Raw genomic sequence first — 14,015 nt, forward strand, 5'->3', positions numbered from 1 at the left:
CGGTGCTCCTTCAAAACAGGAAATAACGCTGGGCCAGCGGCAACTCGCTGGCCGGCTCGCAGACCAGCAGCTCGCCATCGGCACGCACCTGGTAGGTTTGCGCATCGACCTCGATCAGCGGCTGCAAGGTGTTGTGGACCATGTCCGGCTTGCGCACCCGGCGGCAGCCGTTGACCACGCCTATCAGGCTGCGCAGGTTCAGCTCTTCTGCCAGGCCGCGGTCCATGGCCGCCTGGGGCAGGAAGGTCATGCGCGTGGCATGCCGCGCCGCGCCCAGGGCGCCGAACATGGGCCGGTAGTGCACCGGCTGCGGCGTGGGGATGGAGCCGTTGATATCGCCCATGGGTGCGGTGACGATCATTCCGCCCTTGATCACCAGCGCCGGCTTGACCGCGAAGAACGCCGGCGACCACAGCACCAGGTCGGCCAGCTTGCCCGCCTCCACCGAGCCCACTTCGTGGCCGATGCCATGGGTGAGTGCCGGGTTGATGGTGTACTTGGCGATGTAGCGCTTGACCCGGAAGTTGTCGCTGTAGGCGGTGTCGGGCGCCAGAGGCCCGCGGCGAAGCTTCATCTGGTGCGCGACCTGCCAGGTACGCAATACCACTTCCCCGACCCGGCCCATCGCCTGGGAGTCGGACGACGTCATGGCAAAGGCGCCCATGTCGTGGAGAATGTCCTCGGCCGCGATGGTTTCGCGGCGGATGCGTGATTCGGCAAAGGCCACATCCTCGGCAATGCTTGGATCCAGGTGGTGGCAGACCATCAGCATGTCCAGGTGCTCGTCGACGGTGTTGACCGTGTACGGCAGGGTCGGGTTGGTCGAGGAAGGCAACACGTTGGCCTGCCCCGCCGCACGGATGATGTCCGGCGCATGGCCACCGCCGGCACCTTCGGTGTGGAAGGTGTGAATGGTGCGGTCGCCGATGGCCGCCAGGGTGTCTTCGATGCAACCGGATTCGTTGAGTGTGTCGGTATGGATCGCCACCTGGATGTCCATTTCCTCGGCCACGCCCAGGCAACAGTCGATGGCTGCGGGCGTGGAGCCCCAGTCTTCATGCAGTTTCAGGCCGACAGCGCCCGCAGCGATCTGCTCACGCAGCGCTTCAGGCCGCGAGGCATTGCCCTTGCCCAGCAAACCGATGTTGATCGGCAGGCTGTCGGCAGCCTGCAGCATGCGCGCCAGGTACCAGGGGCCGGGCGTGCAGGTGGTGGCATTGGTGCCGGTGGCCGGCCCGGTGCCGCCGCCGATGAAGGTGGTGACGCCACTGTTCAGCGCCTCGTCCACCTGCTGCGGGCAGATGAAATGGATATGCGAGTCCACACCGCCGGCGGTGACGATCTTGCCCTCGGCCGCGATCACTTCGGTACCTGGCCCGACCGGTACGTTCACGCCCGGCTGCACATCGGGGTTGCCGGCCTTGCCGATCACCGCGATACGCCCGTGCTTGATGCCGATATCAGCCTTGACGATGCCCCAGTGGTCGATGATCAGCGCATTGGTCAGCACCAGGTCCATGGCTTCGGCGGCCAGCATCTGGCCCTGCCCCATGCCGTCGCGGATCACCTTGCCGCCGCCGAACTTCACTTCTTCGCCATAGATCGTGAAGTCCTTCTCTACCTCAACCCACAGCGCCGTGTCGGCCAGCCGCACGCGGTCGCCCACCGTGGGGCCGAACATGTCGGCATAGGCCTGGCGGGAAATACGGCTCATACCCTGCCCTCCAGTGCACCCATCACCTTGCCCTGGAAGCCGTAGACCTCACGCTTGCCGGCGTAGGCCACCAATTGCACGGTGCGCGCCTGGCCTGGCTCGAAACGCACGGCAGTACCGGCCGGAATGTCCAGACGAAAGCCCAGGGTGGGCGCTCTGTCGAACACCAACGCGTCGTTGACTTCGTAGAAGTGGTAATGCGAGCCGACCTGCACCGGCCGGTCACCGTGGTTGGCCACGCTGACGCTGACGGTTTCCCGGCCACTGTTCAGTTCGATGTCGCCAGCAGCGACCTGGATTTCACCTGGGATCATGCGGGGCTCCTTGGCAGGTTCAGACGATGGGGTCATGCACGGTCACCAGCTTGGTGCCATCCGGGAAGGTCGCTTCGACCTGCACGTCGTGGAGCATTTCGGCAATGCCGGGCATCACCTGCTCGCGGGTCAGCACTTCGCGCCCCAGGCTCATCAACTCGGCCACGGTGCGGCCATCGCGTGCGCCTTCGAGCACGGCGGCGCTGATCAGCGCCACCGCTTCCGGGTAGTTCAGCTTCAGGCCACGGGCCAGGCGCCGTTCCGCCAGCAAGGCAGCGGTGAACAGCAGCAGTTTGTCTTTCTCTCTCGGGGTCAGCTCCATGGCGCTCTCTCAGGTGGCCCAAATGCGTGGTGGGCAAGCTGGCAGGCCAAGGACGGCCGGGCGCAGCACATGCCACAGGCGTTGCAGGGTGCGTTGCAGGTGTTGGTTGTCGTGGTCGAGCACACGGATGACCAGCAACGAACCCAGCAGGGTCGCGCCGGCCGGGGTGGCCAGTTCATCCAGCAGCGGACGAACTTGCTCCAGCACCGCCTGGTCGGCCGGTGCCGCACAGAACGTGGCGAGCAGCGGGTGGCCGCCGAGCTTGTCCAGGTGCCCGCCTTCGATGCGCAGGCGTTCGTGCAGGCCGACTTCGTCGGGCAGTTCAATGTGCAAGCGGCTGTCCAGCCTGCCCTGCTCGAAACGCTCGCTCATGACCGGGCGCCCGAGGCACAAGGTTTCCCAGGCCAGCAGCCGCGCCCCGGGTTCGAGGGTGAAACGGCTGTCGAGGCTGGCGCGGGCGCCGGAGAAGAAGATGCTGTCTTGCGGCAGCCATTCCAGGGTGCTGCCCGCCGCCAGCCGAAAACGCTGGGTCAGCCGTGCGGTGGGGCCGATGCTGCGGTAGAACTTGCTGGCGCCGGGCATGGTCAGCAGCGCGTGGCTGCCAGGTTCCAGGTGGATATCCAGTTCCAGGCGGTCGCCGGCGACGATGCCACCCGGCGGGTGCAACACATAGACATGGCACGGCGCACCTTCAGGATAAAAAGGCCGCTGCACCAAAAGAGGTCCGAAATGGCGCCACGCACCAAGGCGGGTCACGTCGTCGCGCCTGACAAAGCGCAACTGCAGGTGGGCGCTCCAGCCTGCATCGTCTTGTTGTTGTTCGATCTGCTCCGCGAGCGACATCCTGCGGCCCCTGAAATCCGTGGCCTGCTGGCCGTTTAGAGGGTCCGGCGCGGGCGGCTGCTAGCGCGCACGGCCTGACCACTCGATCAAATTCGCAGGCTGGATATAGCAGTTTGCGGGCCAACTTCGCAGGTGAAGGCAGATGAAACTTTTCTCAAAGCCGCTCTGGCACAGGGCATACGGGGGAATGGCGCACAAAGCGGGGGCGCGCACTGGCCCTGTTTCGGTGCCAGCAGAAATGCAATCGGGGCTGCAAAGCGGCCCCGAATACATCAAGACTCAGTAGTCGAAGCGGTCCACCGCACGGCGGCGTTCGTTGTCATCGCGCCGGTCATAGATGGCCGTGGTCTGGATATTGGCATGGTGTGCCAGCTTCTGCGCAATCGACAGGTCATGCTCTTCGATCACCCGGGTAATGAATGCCCGGCGGAAGTCATGCGGCATGATCTTAACCCCCACCTGCGCACCGCGCTGGCGGGCGATGTAGTAGATGGCATGTTTGGTAATGCGCGCCCGGGTAATGTGGCTGCCACGGCGGATGCGGTTGAACAGGAACGGGTCATCCTCAGCACCGGCAGGCAGGTCCTGGCGGCGCAGGTCGAGCCAGGCCTGCAACTTCTCGAATGCCCACGGCGGGGCATACTTGACCAGTTGGTGGTTGCCCTTGCCCACCACCTGCAGGCTGCGTGCCTCGAAATCGACCTGGTTCAGGTCGATGTCGACCGACTCCGACTTGCGCATGCCGGTACCGTACAGCAAGGCAATGATCGCGGCATCGCGTACGCCCTGCGGCCGAGGGTCGGCCGCGCACACGTCCATCAGCTCGCGAATCAGGCTGCGCCGCAAGTTGCGCCCGGGTGGCAGGCGGGTGCCAGTGGCCGGCTTGACCTCGCGAATGCGCAACAGCTGCTCATGATCGATCAGGCCCTGGCGCCAGGCCTCGTTCATCACCCCGCGAATCGCGTTGACGTACAGCGACGAGCTGTTGGGGGCATATCCGTCGGCACGCAGGGCAGCCACCAGCGCAATCACATGGCCGGGTTCGAGCCGATGCCAAGGCACATCGACGATGTTGCAGTCGACAAAGCCCAGCCGGTCGGCGGCGTCCTGAAGGATGTAGCGCATGGTTTGCTGGCTGGATGGGGCCAGGCGGGCCATGTACTGCAGCAGCGGATTGTTGGAGAGATCGGACAAAACGTGAATCCTGTAGCAAAGCGGCGGTCGGCATTGAGCCGGCCAGCATCTGAAGCAAGTCGAAACGATTGATGAACAAGGGCCAATGACGTTTCAAGCGCACGCCATTCGAACCCGAAGCAGTGCCATCATCTTGATATTCAGGGATTTTATAGCTGAACGGGCCAGATCTTAACCCATTTACAGCGTCGAGGGCCGCCCGTACGGCGCCAAGCCTGCCAGCCAACTAAATGGCCGTCGGCCACCACGCTGGGAACATCTGCTGCACCCGGGGCTCGGCGAAGCGCTCATCAATCAGCACCAGTACGCCACGGTCCTGGTCACCTCGGATAACCCGGCCCGCCGCCTGGATCACCTTGCGCACCCCCGGGTAGAGATAGGCGTAATCGAACCCCGCACCAAACTGCCGCCCAAGGCGCTGCTTGAACTGCTCGTTGACCGGGTTGACCTGCGGCAGGCCGAGGGTGGCGACAAACGCGCCGATCAGCCGCGTGCCCGGTAAATCCACCCCCTCACCGAAAGCACCGCCCAGTACGGCGAAGCCGATGCCCTGCCCGTCGCTGACAAAACGATCGAGAAATGCCTGACGGGCCGCTTCGTCCATGCCCGGTTCCTGAGCCCATTGCGGAATCTTCGCATGCTGCTCTGCCAACAGCCCTGCCACCTGCTGCAGGTATTCGAAACTGCTGAAGAACGCCAGGTAGTTGCCCGGCATCCGCTCATACTGCCGGGCAATCAGCTCGACGATTGGCGCCAGAGAGGCGTGACGCTGCTGGTAACGGGTAGACACCTGGCTGGCAATCCGCACCTCAAGTTGCTCTGCACGAAACGGCGCAGCCACTTCCAGCCAGGCGGTGTCGGCTGGCATGCCCAGCAGGTCGCTGTAGAAATGCCGCGGGCTCAATGTGGCGGAAAACAGCGTCACGCTACGCGCCGCCTGCATGCGCGGGGCCAGCAGGCGCGCGGGGGTGACATTGCGCAGGCACAGCGTGGCCAGCCGGCGCTTGCGTGGGCCCTGGCGCTGGCTGATGTCGAACAGGAAGTGCTCGTCGAACAGCTCGGCCACCCGGGTGAATTGCAAGGCGTGGTAGAAGAACTGCAACACCTGCGGGTCCATGTGCGCGGGCGCCTGGTTCATCTGATCCTGAATCAGCCCGATGCATTGCTGCAAGGCACGCAGCAAGCCTTCGGGCAACGACTCGCTGGCCTGGTACGGCGCACGCTGCTCTTTGTACAGTGCGTTCCATTGGCGGTTCAGCCGGTCCAGCGCACTGCCAAGCCCGGGTGGTTTGCTCTGGCGCAACGCCAGCAACTGGCCCTGGTCGAGGCTGGCGCTGTACATGCCGCGCCCACGCTCGACCAGGTTGTGCGCCTCGTCCACCAGCACGGCAACGCGCCACTGGTTGAGCTGGGCAAGGCTGTACAGCAGCGCATGCGCATCGAAGTAGTAGTTGTAGTCGGCGACCAGCACGTCGACCCAGCGGGCCATCTCCTGGCCCAGGTAGTACGGGCATACCTGATGTGCCAAGGCCACTTCGCGCAGGTTGGCGCGGTCGAGCAACGGCAATGCTGCCGCCGCTTCGCGCGCCGCCGGCAAGCGGTCGTAGAAGCCCGCCGCCAATGGGCAGGACTCGCCATGACAGGCCTTGTCCGGGTGCTCGCAGGCTTTGTCGCGGGCGATCAGCTCCAGTGTGCGCAACGCGGGCTGCGGCGTTGCATCGGTAATCTGGCGCATGGCATCCAGCGCCAGCGCCCGGCCCGGCGTCTTGGCCGTAAGAAAGAACAGTTTGTCCAGCTGCTGCGGCACCATGGCCTTGAGCAGCGGGAACAAGGTACCGAGGGTCTTGCCAATGCCGGTGCTGGCCTGGGCCATCAGGCAACGGCCGGTACTCACCGCCTTGTACAAGGTTTCGGCCAGTTGCCGTTGGCCCTGGCGGAACTGTGGGTAGGGAAAGCTCAGTGCCTGAAGGCCCTGGTCGCGTTCGGCCAGACGTCGTTGCTGGCATTGAGCCCAACCCAGAAAGCGCTGACACTGGGTTTCAAAGAAGGCCCGCAGTTCAGTCGCCGTGTAATGCTCACTGAACAGCGTCTGCCCATCGCTGTCTACGTCCAGGTACACCAACGCCACCTCGATGGCTGGCAGTTGACGTGCCTGACACATCAGCCAGCCATAGACCTTGGCCTGCGCCCAGTGCAACTGCCGGTGGTTGGCCGGCTGGCGCGCCAGGTCGCCACGGTGTGTCTTGATCTCTTCCAGGCGATTGCTGGCCGGGTCATAACCGTCGGCACGGCCGCGCACCTTGAGGGTTTCGAACTGGCCTTCGAGGGTAATTTCCGACTCGTAGCCGGCAGCACGCCGTGCTACTACCCGCTGGTGCCCTTCAATGCCCTCTTGAGCGGTGGGCGACGGGGTAAAGCGCAGGTCCAGGTCACCCACCTTGGCGCTGAACTCGCACAAGGCGCGCACCGCCACGCTATAGCTCAAGGTGTCTCGCTCCAGCGTACATGGCACACCGCGACCGGCAGCCCGTGTTGCCGGCAGAATTCCAGCCAGCGCAGTTGGTTATCCTGCAGGCGGTCACCGGGGCCCTTGACCTCGACCATGCGATAACGGCCCTGCTCGGGCCAGAACTGGATCAGGTCGGGCATGCCGGCACGGTTGCTGCGAATGTCCTGCAACAGGCGCAGGAAGCACTGCTTCAATTGGGCCGCCGGCAGGCAAGCCAAGGCCTGTTCCAGCAGTTGCTCGCTGAGCATGGACCAGAACACGAATGGCGACTGCAAACCCTGCTTGGCCTTGTAGCAGTCGAGAATCGCCTGGCGATGGCTGCCATCGTCGAGCCGACCGAGGCAGTGATCGAACAGCGCACTGCGCCGTTGCTGGAAGTCGCTGTCGTGCAGGTCTTGCGGCCCTGCCTGGAACGGGTTGAAGAACGCGCCGGGCACCGGCGCGAAGATGGCCTCCCAGCACAACAGGCCAAACAGGCTGTTGAACAGCGTGTTCTCTACGTAGTGTGCCTGGCCTCCCGCTTGTGCCAGATGCTGGCGCACGGCTTCCTCCACGCCGAGTGCTGCGTGCTCGCGGGGCAGTTCGAGTTCGATCAGCTCCAGTGGCGCAACCCGCTGGCGCCGCTGTGGCGGGCCGCCGAGTTTTCGCGCCAGGCGCGGCAGCATGCGCTCCAGCGCCTGCACTTCCAGTGCATTGGCAGGTGCCGCAGCCAGCTGCAACGCCAATGCGTGGGCCTGGGGCCACTGTTCGCTGCGCTCCAGCACCCGCACCTGGCGGATACGCGCCTGGGCATGGTTGCACTGCGCATACACGGCCATGGCCAGGTCCCATTCAGCCAGGCGCTCGCAGTGTTGGCCCAGGGCGAATTGCAGCCGCGCATGGCGCCGGGCCAGCCAGGGGTTGTCGCTGTGCAGGCCCTGCAAGGCCGCGAGGATGGGCAGCGGGTCGCCGCCCTGCTCCAGTCGCTCGGCGCACTGGTGCAGCGCCATGGCTACGTCCACCTCGGCGCGTTGCTGCAACGCACGAGAGTCAGTGGTGAACGGCACCTTCTCGTAGCGTAGCAAGCCAAGGTCAGCGAGGACGAAGTCAGACCAGTCCTGATACAGGTTGCCGAAGAACAGCAGGCGCATGCGGTCGCACAGGGGCTGCAGGCACCACTGGACAATGCGTACCTCGCTGTCAGGGAACCATTCACTCAGTGGCCGGGCAGCCAGTTCCAAGGGTTGCAGCTGTGCCAGCAGGTCCTGCTTGGCGGCGCGGGGGCGGCTCAATTGCGGGGCGAAGCAACGGGCCAGCTCGTCTTTGCGCAGCAAGGCGAACAGTTGCTCCAGCGCCAGTTGCTCGGGCTCGCGTACCCAGCCGAGCGCCTGCAACGGCTGCAGCGCCAGCGCGGTATCGCCGATTTCGACGTAGTCCAGCCGGTCGCTGCGAAACAACTCGCCCTTGCGCATGACCATGCGCACCATCAAGGCCTGAGCTGGCGCCTCCAGATGGTTGAAGGCCTGGATGAACGCCAGCTCCTGTTCATCGAGCAGGTCCTGGTAGCGCTGTTCTACCCACAGCAGCACCTGGCGGAAATTGTGCAGGTAGTAGAACGGGTCGTCGACGGAATGAGCGATCACAAGTACAGAGTCAGGCGGCTGGAACAACCACTGGTTATACATACAGACCAGCACGCCTGGCAAGTACCGTGGGTCACTCCGTCGCGGTGACCATGTCCCCCGCCTCGGCCTTCACGCTGCCAAGCGGCGCCTGCAGCAGCAGGAAGTAAGCCACCGCCGAGCACAGCGCCACCACCGCACTGATCATGAACGCCGTGGTGAACGAGCCCGAATACTGAATGCTGAAGCCGGTCACGATCGGCGCGACAGAGCCGGCGATGTAACCGCCGAAGTTCTGGATCGAACCGAACGAGGCCACGCGCTGGCTGTCGACGATGGTGTTGACGATCATCCAGGCCGTTGCGCTGGCCATGTTGATGCTGAACAGCGCCAGGCACAACAGGATGATGCAGCCGGTCAGGCCGGTGACGAACGACAGCGGCAAGGTGAACAGTGCTGCCAGCACCAGGCCGGTGATGACACTGAACTTGCGGCTGCCCAGCACACTCATGCCACGCTTTACCAACCAGTCGCAGAAGCGGCCGGCAACGATGGTGCCTGCCGCGCCAAAACCGTAGGCCAGCGACACCACCCAGGCGGTCTTGTACAGGTCCAGGCCGTGCTCACGCTCGAAGTAACCCGGCAACCAGGTCAGGTGCAGCCACAGCATGTAGATCACACCCATGAAGCCCAGCACCGCCCCCCAGGTGCTGCGGTGCTTGAACAGGTCGAGCCAGCCGGCGAAGTAAGATGGCTTCGGCGCGTGCACCGAGGGCGCGGGCGCCTGGTGCTCACCCGGCAGCGGCTTGCCTTCGGCAGCCAGCTCGGCCAGGTATCGCGCCTTGCTTTTGTAGAAGCTCAGCCAGCACACCGCCAGTACCACGCCGATCACGCCGGTAATGATGAACATGCCGCGCCAGCCGAAGTTGACCATGAACAGCGTCAGCAACGGCGGTGCCAGGCAGGGGCCAAGACAGGTCGACGACCACACCACGCCGGTTGGCGTGCCGCGCTCGTTGGCATCGAACCACTCCGACAAGGCCTTGGCTGCCGACGGGAACATCGGCGCCTCGCCAATCCCCAGCAATACCCGCAGGCCCATGAAACCGGCAAAACTGTTGACCATGCCGAACGCGGCCTGGGCAACCGACCAGCCCAGCAACGAGGCACCGAGGGCGATCTTGCTGCCCAGGCGGTCGATGATCATGCCCATCGGCAGTTGGGCAAAGGCATAGGCGATGGAAAACGCCGACAACAGGATGCCCATCTGCGAAGGGCTGATCATCATGTCTTTCTGGATGGAGGTGTTGGCGATCGACAGCGCACTACGGTCCAGGTAGTTGACGATGCCGATCAGCAGCAGGAACACGACGGTGATGCGCTGGTACTTCTTCATAGGGTTCATGTGTCGACCTTTATTATTATTGTTGCCGCGCTGTCAGCGCTTTGGCGATCCCTCGTTGATGCTGCGCCCCTCCCTGGCGCAGCGTGTCGTTCAGGGCCTGCGTGCAGTGGCTGCAACCTCCAGCAGGCCACGCCGGCCGAGGTTGTCGATCAGCGCGCGCAGGCCGAACGCCCATTGCGGGGCCAGGTCGCTGGTGGTCACGCGGTTGCACAGGGTACCCAGTTGCGGGTTGCTGATGCTCACCACATCGCCCGGCTTGTGGGTAAAGCCGTTACCCGGCTGGTCGCGGTCCTGCTTGGGCGCGAACAGGGTGCCAAGGAACAGCACCAGGCCGTCTGGGTATTGATGGTTTTCGTTAAGCGTCTGCTGCACCAGGTCTTGCGGGTCGCGGCTGATCTGGCGCATGGAGCTGCGCCCCGACAGGACGAAACCGTCTTCACCTTCGACCCGCAGGTCCACGTCGGCAGCGCGGACGTCGTCCAGCCCGAAGCTTTCGTCAAACAGCCGCAGCAGCGGCCCCAATGCAGTGGAGGCGTTGTTGTCCTTGGCTTTGGACAGCAGCAAGGCACTACGCCCTTCAAAGTCGCGCAGGTTGACGTCGTTGCCGAGCATGGCGCCCTTGATACTGCCATCGCTCGACACCGCCAGCACCACTTCCGGCTCCGGGTTGTTCCAGCTGGACTTGGGGTGGATGCCGATGTCCGCGCCATGGCCAACCGCCGACAGCGGCTGGGCCTTGGTGAACACTTCGGCATCCGGGCCAATGCCCACTTCCAGGTATTGCGACCACAGGCCCTGCTCCACCAGCACCTTGCGCAGCGCTTCGGCCTGGGCTGAACCCGGCACGATCTGCGAAAGGTCGGCGCCAATGCGGCTGGCCAAGGTGTCACGGATCGCATCGGCCTTGGCCGGGTCGCCCTTGGCCTGCTCTTCAACCACACGCTCCAGCAGGCTGGTGGCAAAGGTCACACCAGCGGCCTTCACCGCCTGCAGGTCGATGGGTGCCAACAGCCATGGCTGGCGCGGGTCGCGCCGGGCGGGGTCGCTGTTGGCCAGCAACGCCGGTAGCGCAATGAGCGGCTCGGCCAACGGCAAGGCACGCAGGTAAGCGGCCGGGTCATCCACTTCAAGCAGCGCCGAGACCGTCGCCACATGGGTGCTGATATCGTAGACGGCGCCAGCCTTCACCCGCACCACCGCCGGCCCCTGTTCCGGCAACCAGACGCGCCCTACCCAACTGCCACTGTCGAACACGCTGGCATCACAACTTAGCGGTAGCGGTTGATGGGTGTTCGATCGATCATCAGTCATCTGTGTACCCTTACTGTGCATCATTGGGAAAATGTCGGCAGTTCCAGCAGCCCGGCCAGGCGGTCGAGGTCGGCCATCAACTGTGGCGACAGGCTCACGCCCTGCGCCAGTGCCTGACGACGCAGGGCAAGGCCGGCCTGCCCGGGCAGGCGTACCGGGCGCTCGGGATCGAGCGGGCGGCTTGCCAGGATCAGGCTGCCAAGGAAGCTGGTTTCGTGGATGAACGCCTCCAGGCCGCCGAAGAAGCGCGGGTCAATGACCACGGCAGTGGCCGAGGCGCCCCACTGGGTGGGTTCGTCCTTGCGTCCATGACCGGCCAGGCCCGAGGTCAGGGCTTCGACCAGCAGCGCCAAGGCGAAGCCTTTGTGACCAAAGGCCTGCCCCCCCAAAGGCAGGATGCTGCCTGGCGGGGTGGTGAAGAAATCGCGCGGGTCGTCACTCAGTTGCCCGTCGTTGCTCACCAGCACCGGGTGCGGCAGGCGGCTGCCGGCATCGCGGCATTGGCCCACCAACCCGAGGGTGACCGTGGACATGCTGACGTCCAGCAGTATCGGCTCGCCCTGGGTCGGTATACCGGCAGCAATCGGGTTGGGGGTGTATACGGGGTCGATGCCGCCATGGGCGCAGACCAGCGCCACAGACGGGTCCGACGAGTAGACCATGGCCACCAGGCCTTGGTCGGTATAGGGCTTCAGGTAGGCGGCCAGGCAACCTATGTGCGAAGCCCGGCGCACCACGGCGATACCGATGCCCTGCGCCGCCGCACCTTTGGCTGCGCAGTCCAGTGCACGGCTGACGCAGTACGGCCCCAGTACATAGTGGCCATCGAACACGCTGGAAATACCACTGTCCGACACCTGCTCCAGCGCCTGTGCGCGGGCCTTGACCTGCCCGCTGAGCATGCCATCGATGTAACGGCTGACCAGGTTCAGGCCATGGGTACGGTGCCCAAGCAGTTCGCCTTCGAGCAGCACCCGGGTGACCACCTGGGCGACTTCGCTATCGGCACCGGCCTTTACGAACAGTTGCTCGACAAAGGCGGTGAGCGCTTGCACGTTGTAACGTGTGATTTGAGTCATTACGGTTGCCTCAAAAAAGGGACGGGAGCGGACGATCAGGTCACGGCGCCAATCTGCCAGGGCACGAATTCGTTCTGCCCATAGCCGTGCTGTTCGCTTTTGCTGCGCGCCCCGGAGGCAATGCGCAGCATCTGCTCGAAGATGTACGCACCCCGCTCCTCGATGCTGGTGGAGCCATCGGCAATGCCACCGCAATTGACGTCCATGTCTTCTTGCTGGTGCTCGAACACCCGGTTGTTGGTGGCCAACTTGATCGACGGCGCCGGGGCACAGCCGTATGCCGAGCCTCGACCGGTAGTGAACGCGATCAGGTTGGCCCCGCCAGCCACCTGGCCGGTGGCCGAGACCGGGTCGTAGCCGGGGGTGTCCATGAACACCAGGCCTTGTGCGCGCACGGCTTCGGCATACTGATACACGTCGACCAGGTTGCTGGAACCCGCCTTGGCCACCGCACCGAGGGATTTTTCGAGGATGGTGGTCAGCCCGCCTGCCTTGTTACCGGCCGAAGGGTTGTTGTTCAGTTCGGCGTTCATGCGCTGGCAGTAGTCTTCCCACCAGCGAATGCGCGCCACCAGCTTCTCCCCCACCTCACGGCTGACCGCGCGGCGCGTCAGCAAGTGCTCGGCGCCGTAGATTTCCGGGGTTTCGGAAAGGATCGCGGTACCACCGGCCGCCACCAAGCGGTCAACCGCATTGCCCAGTGCGGGGTTGGCGGTAATCCCCGAGTAGCCATCGGAGCCGCCGCATTGCAGGCCGACTACCAGATGCTGTGCGCTGACCGGTTGGCGCCTCACCTGGTTGGCCTCGGCCAGCAGGCTGCGAACCTGCTCGATGCCCGCCGCGATGGTTTTCGAGGTGCCACCGATGCCCTGGATCGTGAAGGCACGCAACTGTGCGCTGGCCTGCAGGCCCTGGGTTTCCAGCAGGCTTTCGATCTGGTTGGTTTCGCAGCCCAGGCCGATGATCAGCACGGCAGCGAAGTTGGGATGCACGGCGTACCCGGCCAGGGTTCGGCGCAGCAGGCCAAGGGCTTCGCCGCTGGGGTCCACGGCGCAGCCGGCACCGTGGGTCAGGGCCACCACACCGTCGATGTTCGGGTAGTCGGCAAGCGCTTCGGGGTGGATGTCGCGGCGGAAATGGTCGGCCACCGCCCGGGCCACCGTTGCCGAGCAGTTCACCGATGTGAGAATACCGATGTAGTTGCGGGTGGCGACCCGGCCATCGGCGCGCACGATGCCCTGGAACTGCGCTGCGCTGCCCGGCAGGCTGCGGGTGTCGACACCGAAGGCATAGTCGCGGGCAAAATCACCCATCTGGACGTTATGCACATGCACATGGTCGCCGGCGTCGATGGCCTGCGATGCAAAACCGATGATCTGGCCATACCGGCGCAGCGGCTGGCCCTGCTCCACACGAACCGTGGCGAGCTTGTGGCCCGAGGGGATAGGCTGGCGCACGGTAATCGCCTCGGCCTCCAGGCGCAGGCCTTGCGGCAGCGGCTGACGGGCGATCAGTACATTGTCCAGCGGGTTTAAGCGGATGACGGCAGGGTCACCGGATTTGGCAATCAGTTGCATGGGACCTCTCAGGGCGGTGCGGCTGACTTCTTGTTATGGCTGTGGCCACTTTAAGAAGCCTTGCGTGGCATTCCCAATGAGATGATCCGATCAAGCGATAACCTGGCGTTATCGCAAGCGGATTTCAGCACCTGATCATCAATCAC

11 protein-coding genes are annotated in these 14,015 nt (G+C 64.5%); all 11 read right to left on the reverse strand.

The window, feature by feature from the left end; all coding sequences use genetic code 11:
• Window positions 1-10 precede the first annotated feature (10 nt).
• Window positions 11-1,714, reverse strand: a complete 1,704-nt coding sequence (gene ureC, locus A0O30_RS20215; RefSeq protein WP_060498966.1) for an urease subunit alpha — start codon at window positions 1,712-1,714, stop codon at window positions 11-13.
• A complete protein-coding gene (locus A0O30_RS20220; protein ID WP_014591286.1) occupies window positions 1,711-2,028 on the reverse strand; it encodes an urease subunit beta in 318 nt (105 codons plus the stop codon). The genes ureC and A0O30_RS20220 overlap by 4 nt, the downstream gene beginning before the upstream one ends.
• Before the next feature lie 19 nt (window positions 2,029-2,047).
• Window positions 2,048-2,350 (reverse strand): urease subunit gamma, encoded by a 303-nt coding sequence (locus tag A0O30_RS20225; protein WP_003253929.1) that lies wholly within the window; start codon window positions 2,348-2,350, stop codon window positions 2,048-2,050.
• Window positions 2,351-2,359: 9 nt separating this feature from the next.
• On the reverse strand, window positions 2,360-3,193 hold the full coding sequence (locus A0O30_RS20230; RefSeq protein ID WP_105947717.1) for an urease accessory protein UreD: 834 nt from the start codon (window positions 3,191-3,193) through the stop codon (window positions 2,360-2,362).
• Window positions 3,194-3,472: 279 nt separating this feature from the next.
• Window positions 3,473-4,387, reverse strand: a complete 915-nt coding sequence (xerC, locus tag A0O30_RS20235; protein ID WP_016714157.1) for a tyrosine recombinase XerC — start codon at window positions 4,385-4,387, stop codon at window positions 3,473-3,475.
• A gap of 226 nt (window positions 4,388-4,613) precedes the next feature.
• Window positions 4,614-6,872 (reverse strand): ATP-dependent DNA helicase, encoded by a 2,259-nt coding sequence (locus A0O30_RS20240; RefSeq protein WP_105947718.1) that lies wholly within the window; start codon window positions 6,870-6,872, stop codon window positions 4,614-4,616.
• Window positions 6,869-8,518 (reverse strand): VRR-NUC domain-containing protein, encoded by a 1,650-nt coding sequence (locus A0O30_RS20245; RefSeq protein ID WP_105947877.1) that lies wholly within the window; start codon window positions 8,516-8,518, stop codon window positions 6,869-6,871. Before A0O30_RS20245 ends, A0O30_RS20240 begins: the two co-directional genes overlap by 4 nt.
• A gap of 73 nt (window positions 8,519-8,591) precedes the next feature.
• Window positions 8,592-9,893, reverse strand: coding sequence for an MFS transporter (locus tag A0O30_RS20250; protein WP_233444377.1), 1,302 nt, complete (start codon window positions 9,891-9,893; stop codon window positions 8,592-8,594).
• A gap of 99 nt (window positions 9,894-9,992) precedes the next feature.
• Window positions 9,993-11,237, reverse strand: coding sequence for a fumarylacetoacetate hydrolase family protein (locus A0O30_RS20255; RefSeq protein ID WP_371921632.1), 1,245 nt, complete (start codon window positions 11,235-11,237; stop codon window positions 9,993-9,995).
• Complete coding sequence (locus tag A0O30_RS20260) at window positions 11,234-12,292, reverse strand: Ldh family oxidoreductase (protein ID WP_105947720.1); 1,059 nt, start codon at window positions 12,290-12,292, stop codon at window positions 11,234-11,236. The genes A0O30_RS20255 and A0O30_RS20260 overlap by 4 nt, the downstream gene beginning before the upstream one ends.
• Window positions 12,293-12,327: 35 nt before the next feature.
• Window positions 12,328-13,869, reverse strand: a complete 1,542-nt coding sequence (locus A0O30_RS20265; RefSeq protein ID WP_105947721.1) for a UxaA family hydrolase — start codon at window positions 13,867-13,869, stop codon at window positions 12,328-12,330.
• Between the last annotated feature and the right edge of the window lie 146 nt (window positions 13,870-14,015).

This window comes from Pseudomonas sp. LLC-1, from assembly GCF_002992185.1.
GTDB lineage: Bacteria > Pseudomonadota > Gammaproteobacteria > Pseudomonadales > Pseudomonadaceae > Aquipseudomonas > Aquipseudomonas monteilii.

Excerpts from the sequence above, each read along its gene's own strand:
- A0O30_RS20250 (WP_233444377.1), bottom strand. The coding sequence starts at position 9,893 with ATGAAGAAGTACCAGCGCATCACCGTCGTGTTCCTGCTGCTGATCGGC.
- A0O30_RS20220 (WP_014591286.1), bottom strand. The coding sequence starts at position 2,028 with ATGATCCCAGGTGAAATCCAGGTCGCTGCTGGCGACATCGAACTGAAC.
- ureC (WP_060498966.1), bottom strand. The coding sequence starts at position 1,714 with ATGAGCCGTATTTCCCGCCAGGCCTATGCCGACATGTTCGGCCCCACG.
- A0O30_RS20265 (WP_105947721.1), bottom strand. The coding sequence starts at position 13,869 with ATGCAACTGATTGCCAAATCCGGTGACCCTGCCGTCATCCGCTTAAAC.
- A0O30_RS20230 (WP_105947717.1), bottom strand. The coding sequence starts at position 3,193 with ATGTCGCTCGCGGAGCAGATCGAACAACAACAAGACGATGCAGGCTGG.
- A0O30_RS20225 (WP_003253929.1), bottom strand. The coding sequence starts at position 2,350 with ATGGAGCTGACCCCGAGAGAGAAAGACAAACTGCTGCTGTTCACCGCT.
- A0O30_RS20260 (WP_105947720.1), bottom strand. The coding sequence starts at position 12,292 with ATGACTCAAATCACACGTTACAACGTGCAAGCGCTCACCGCCTTTGTC.
- A0O30_RS20255 (WP_371921632.1), bottom strand. The coding sequence starts at position 11,237 with ATGATGCACAGTAAGGGTACACAGATGACTGATGATCGATCGAACACC.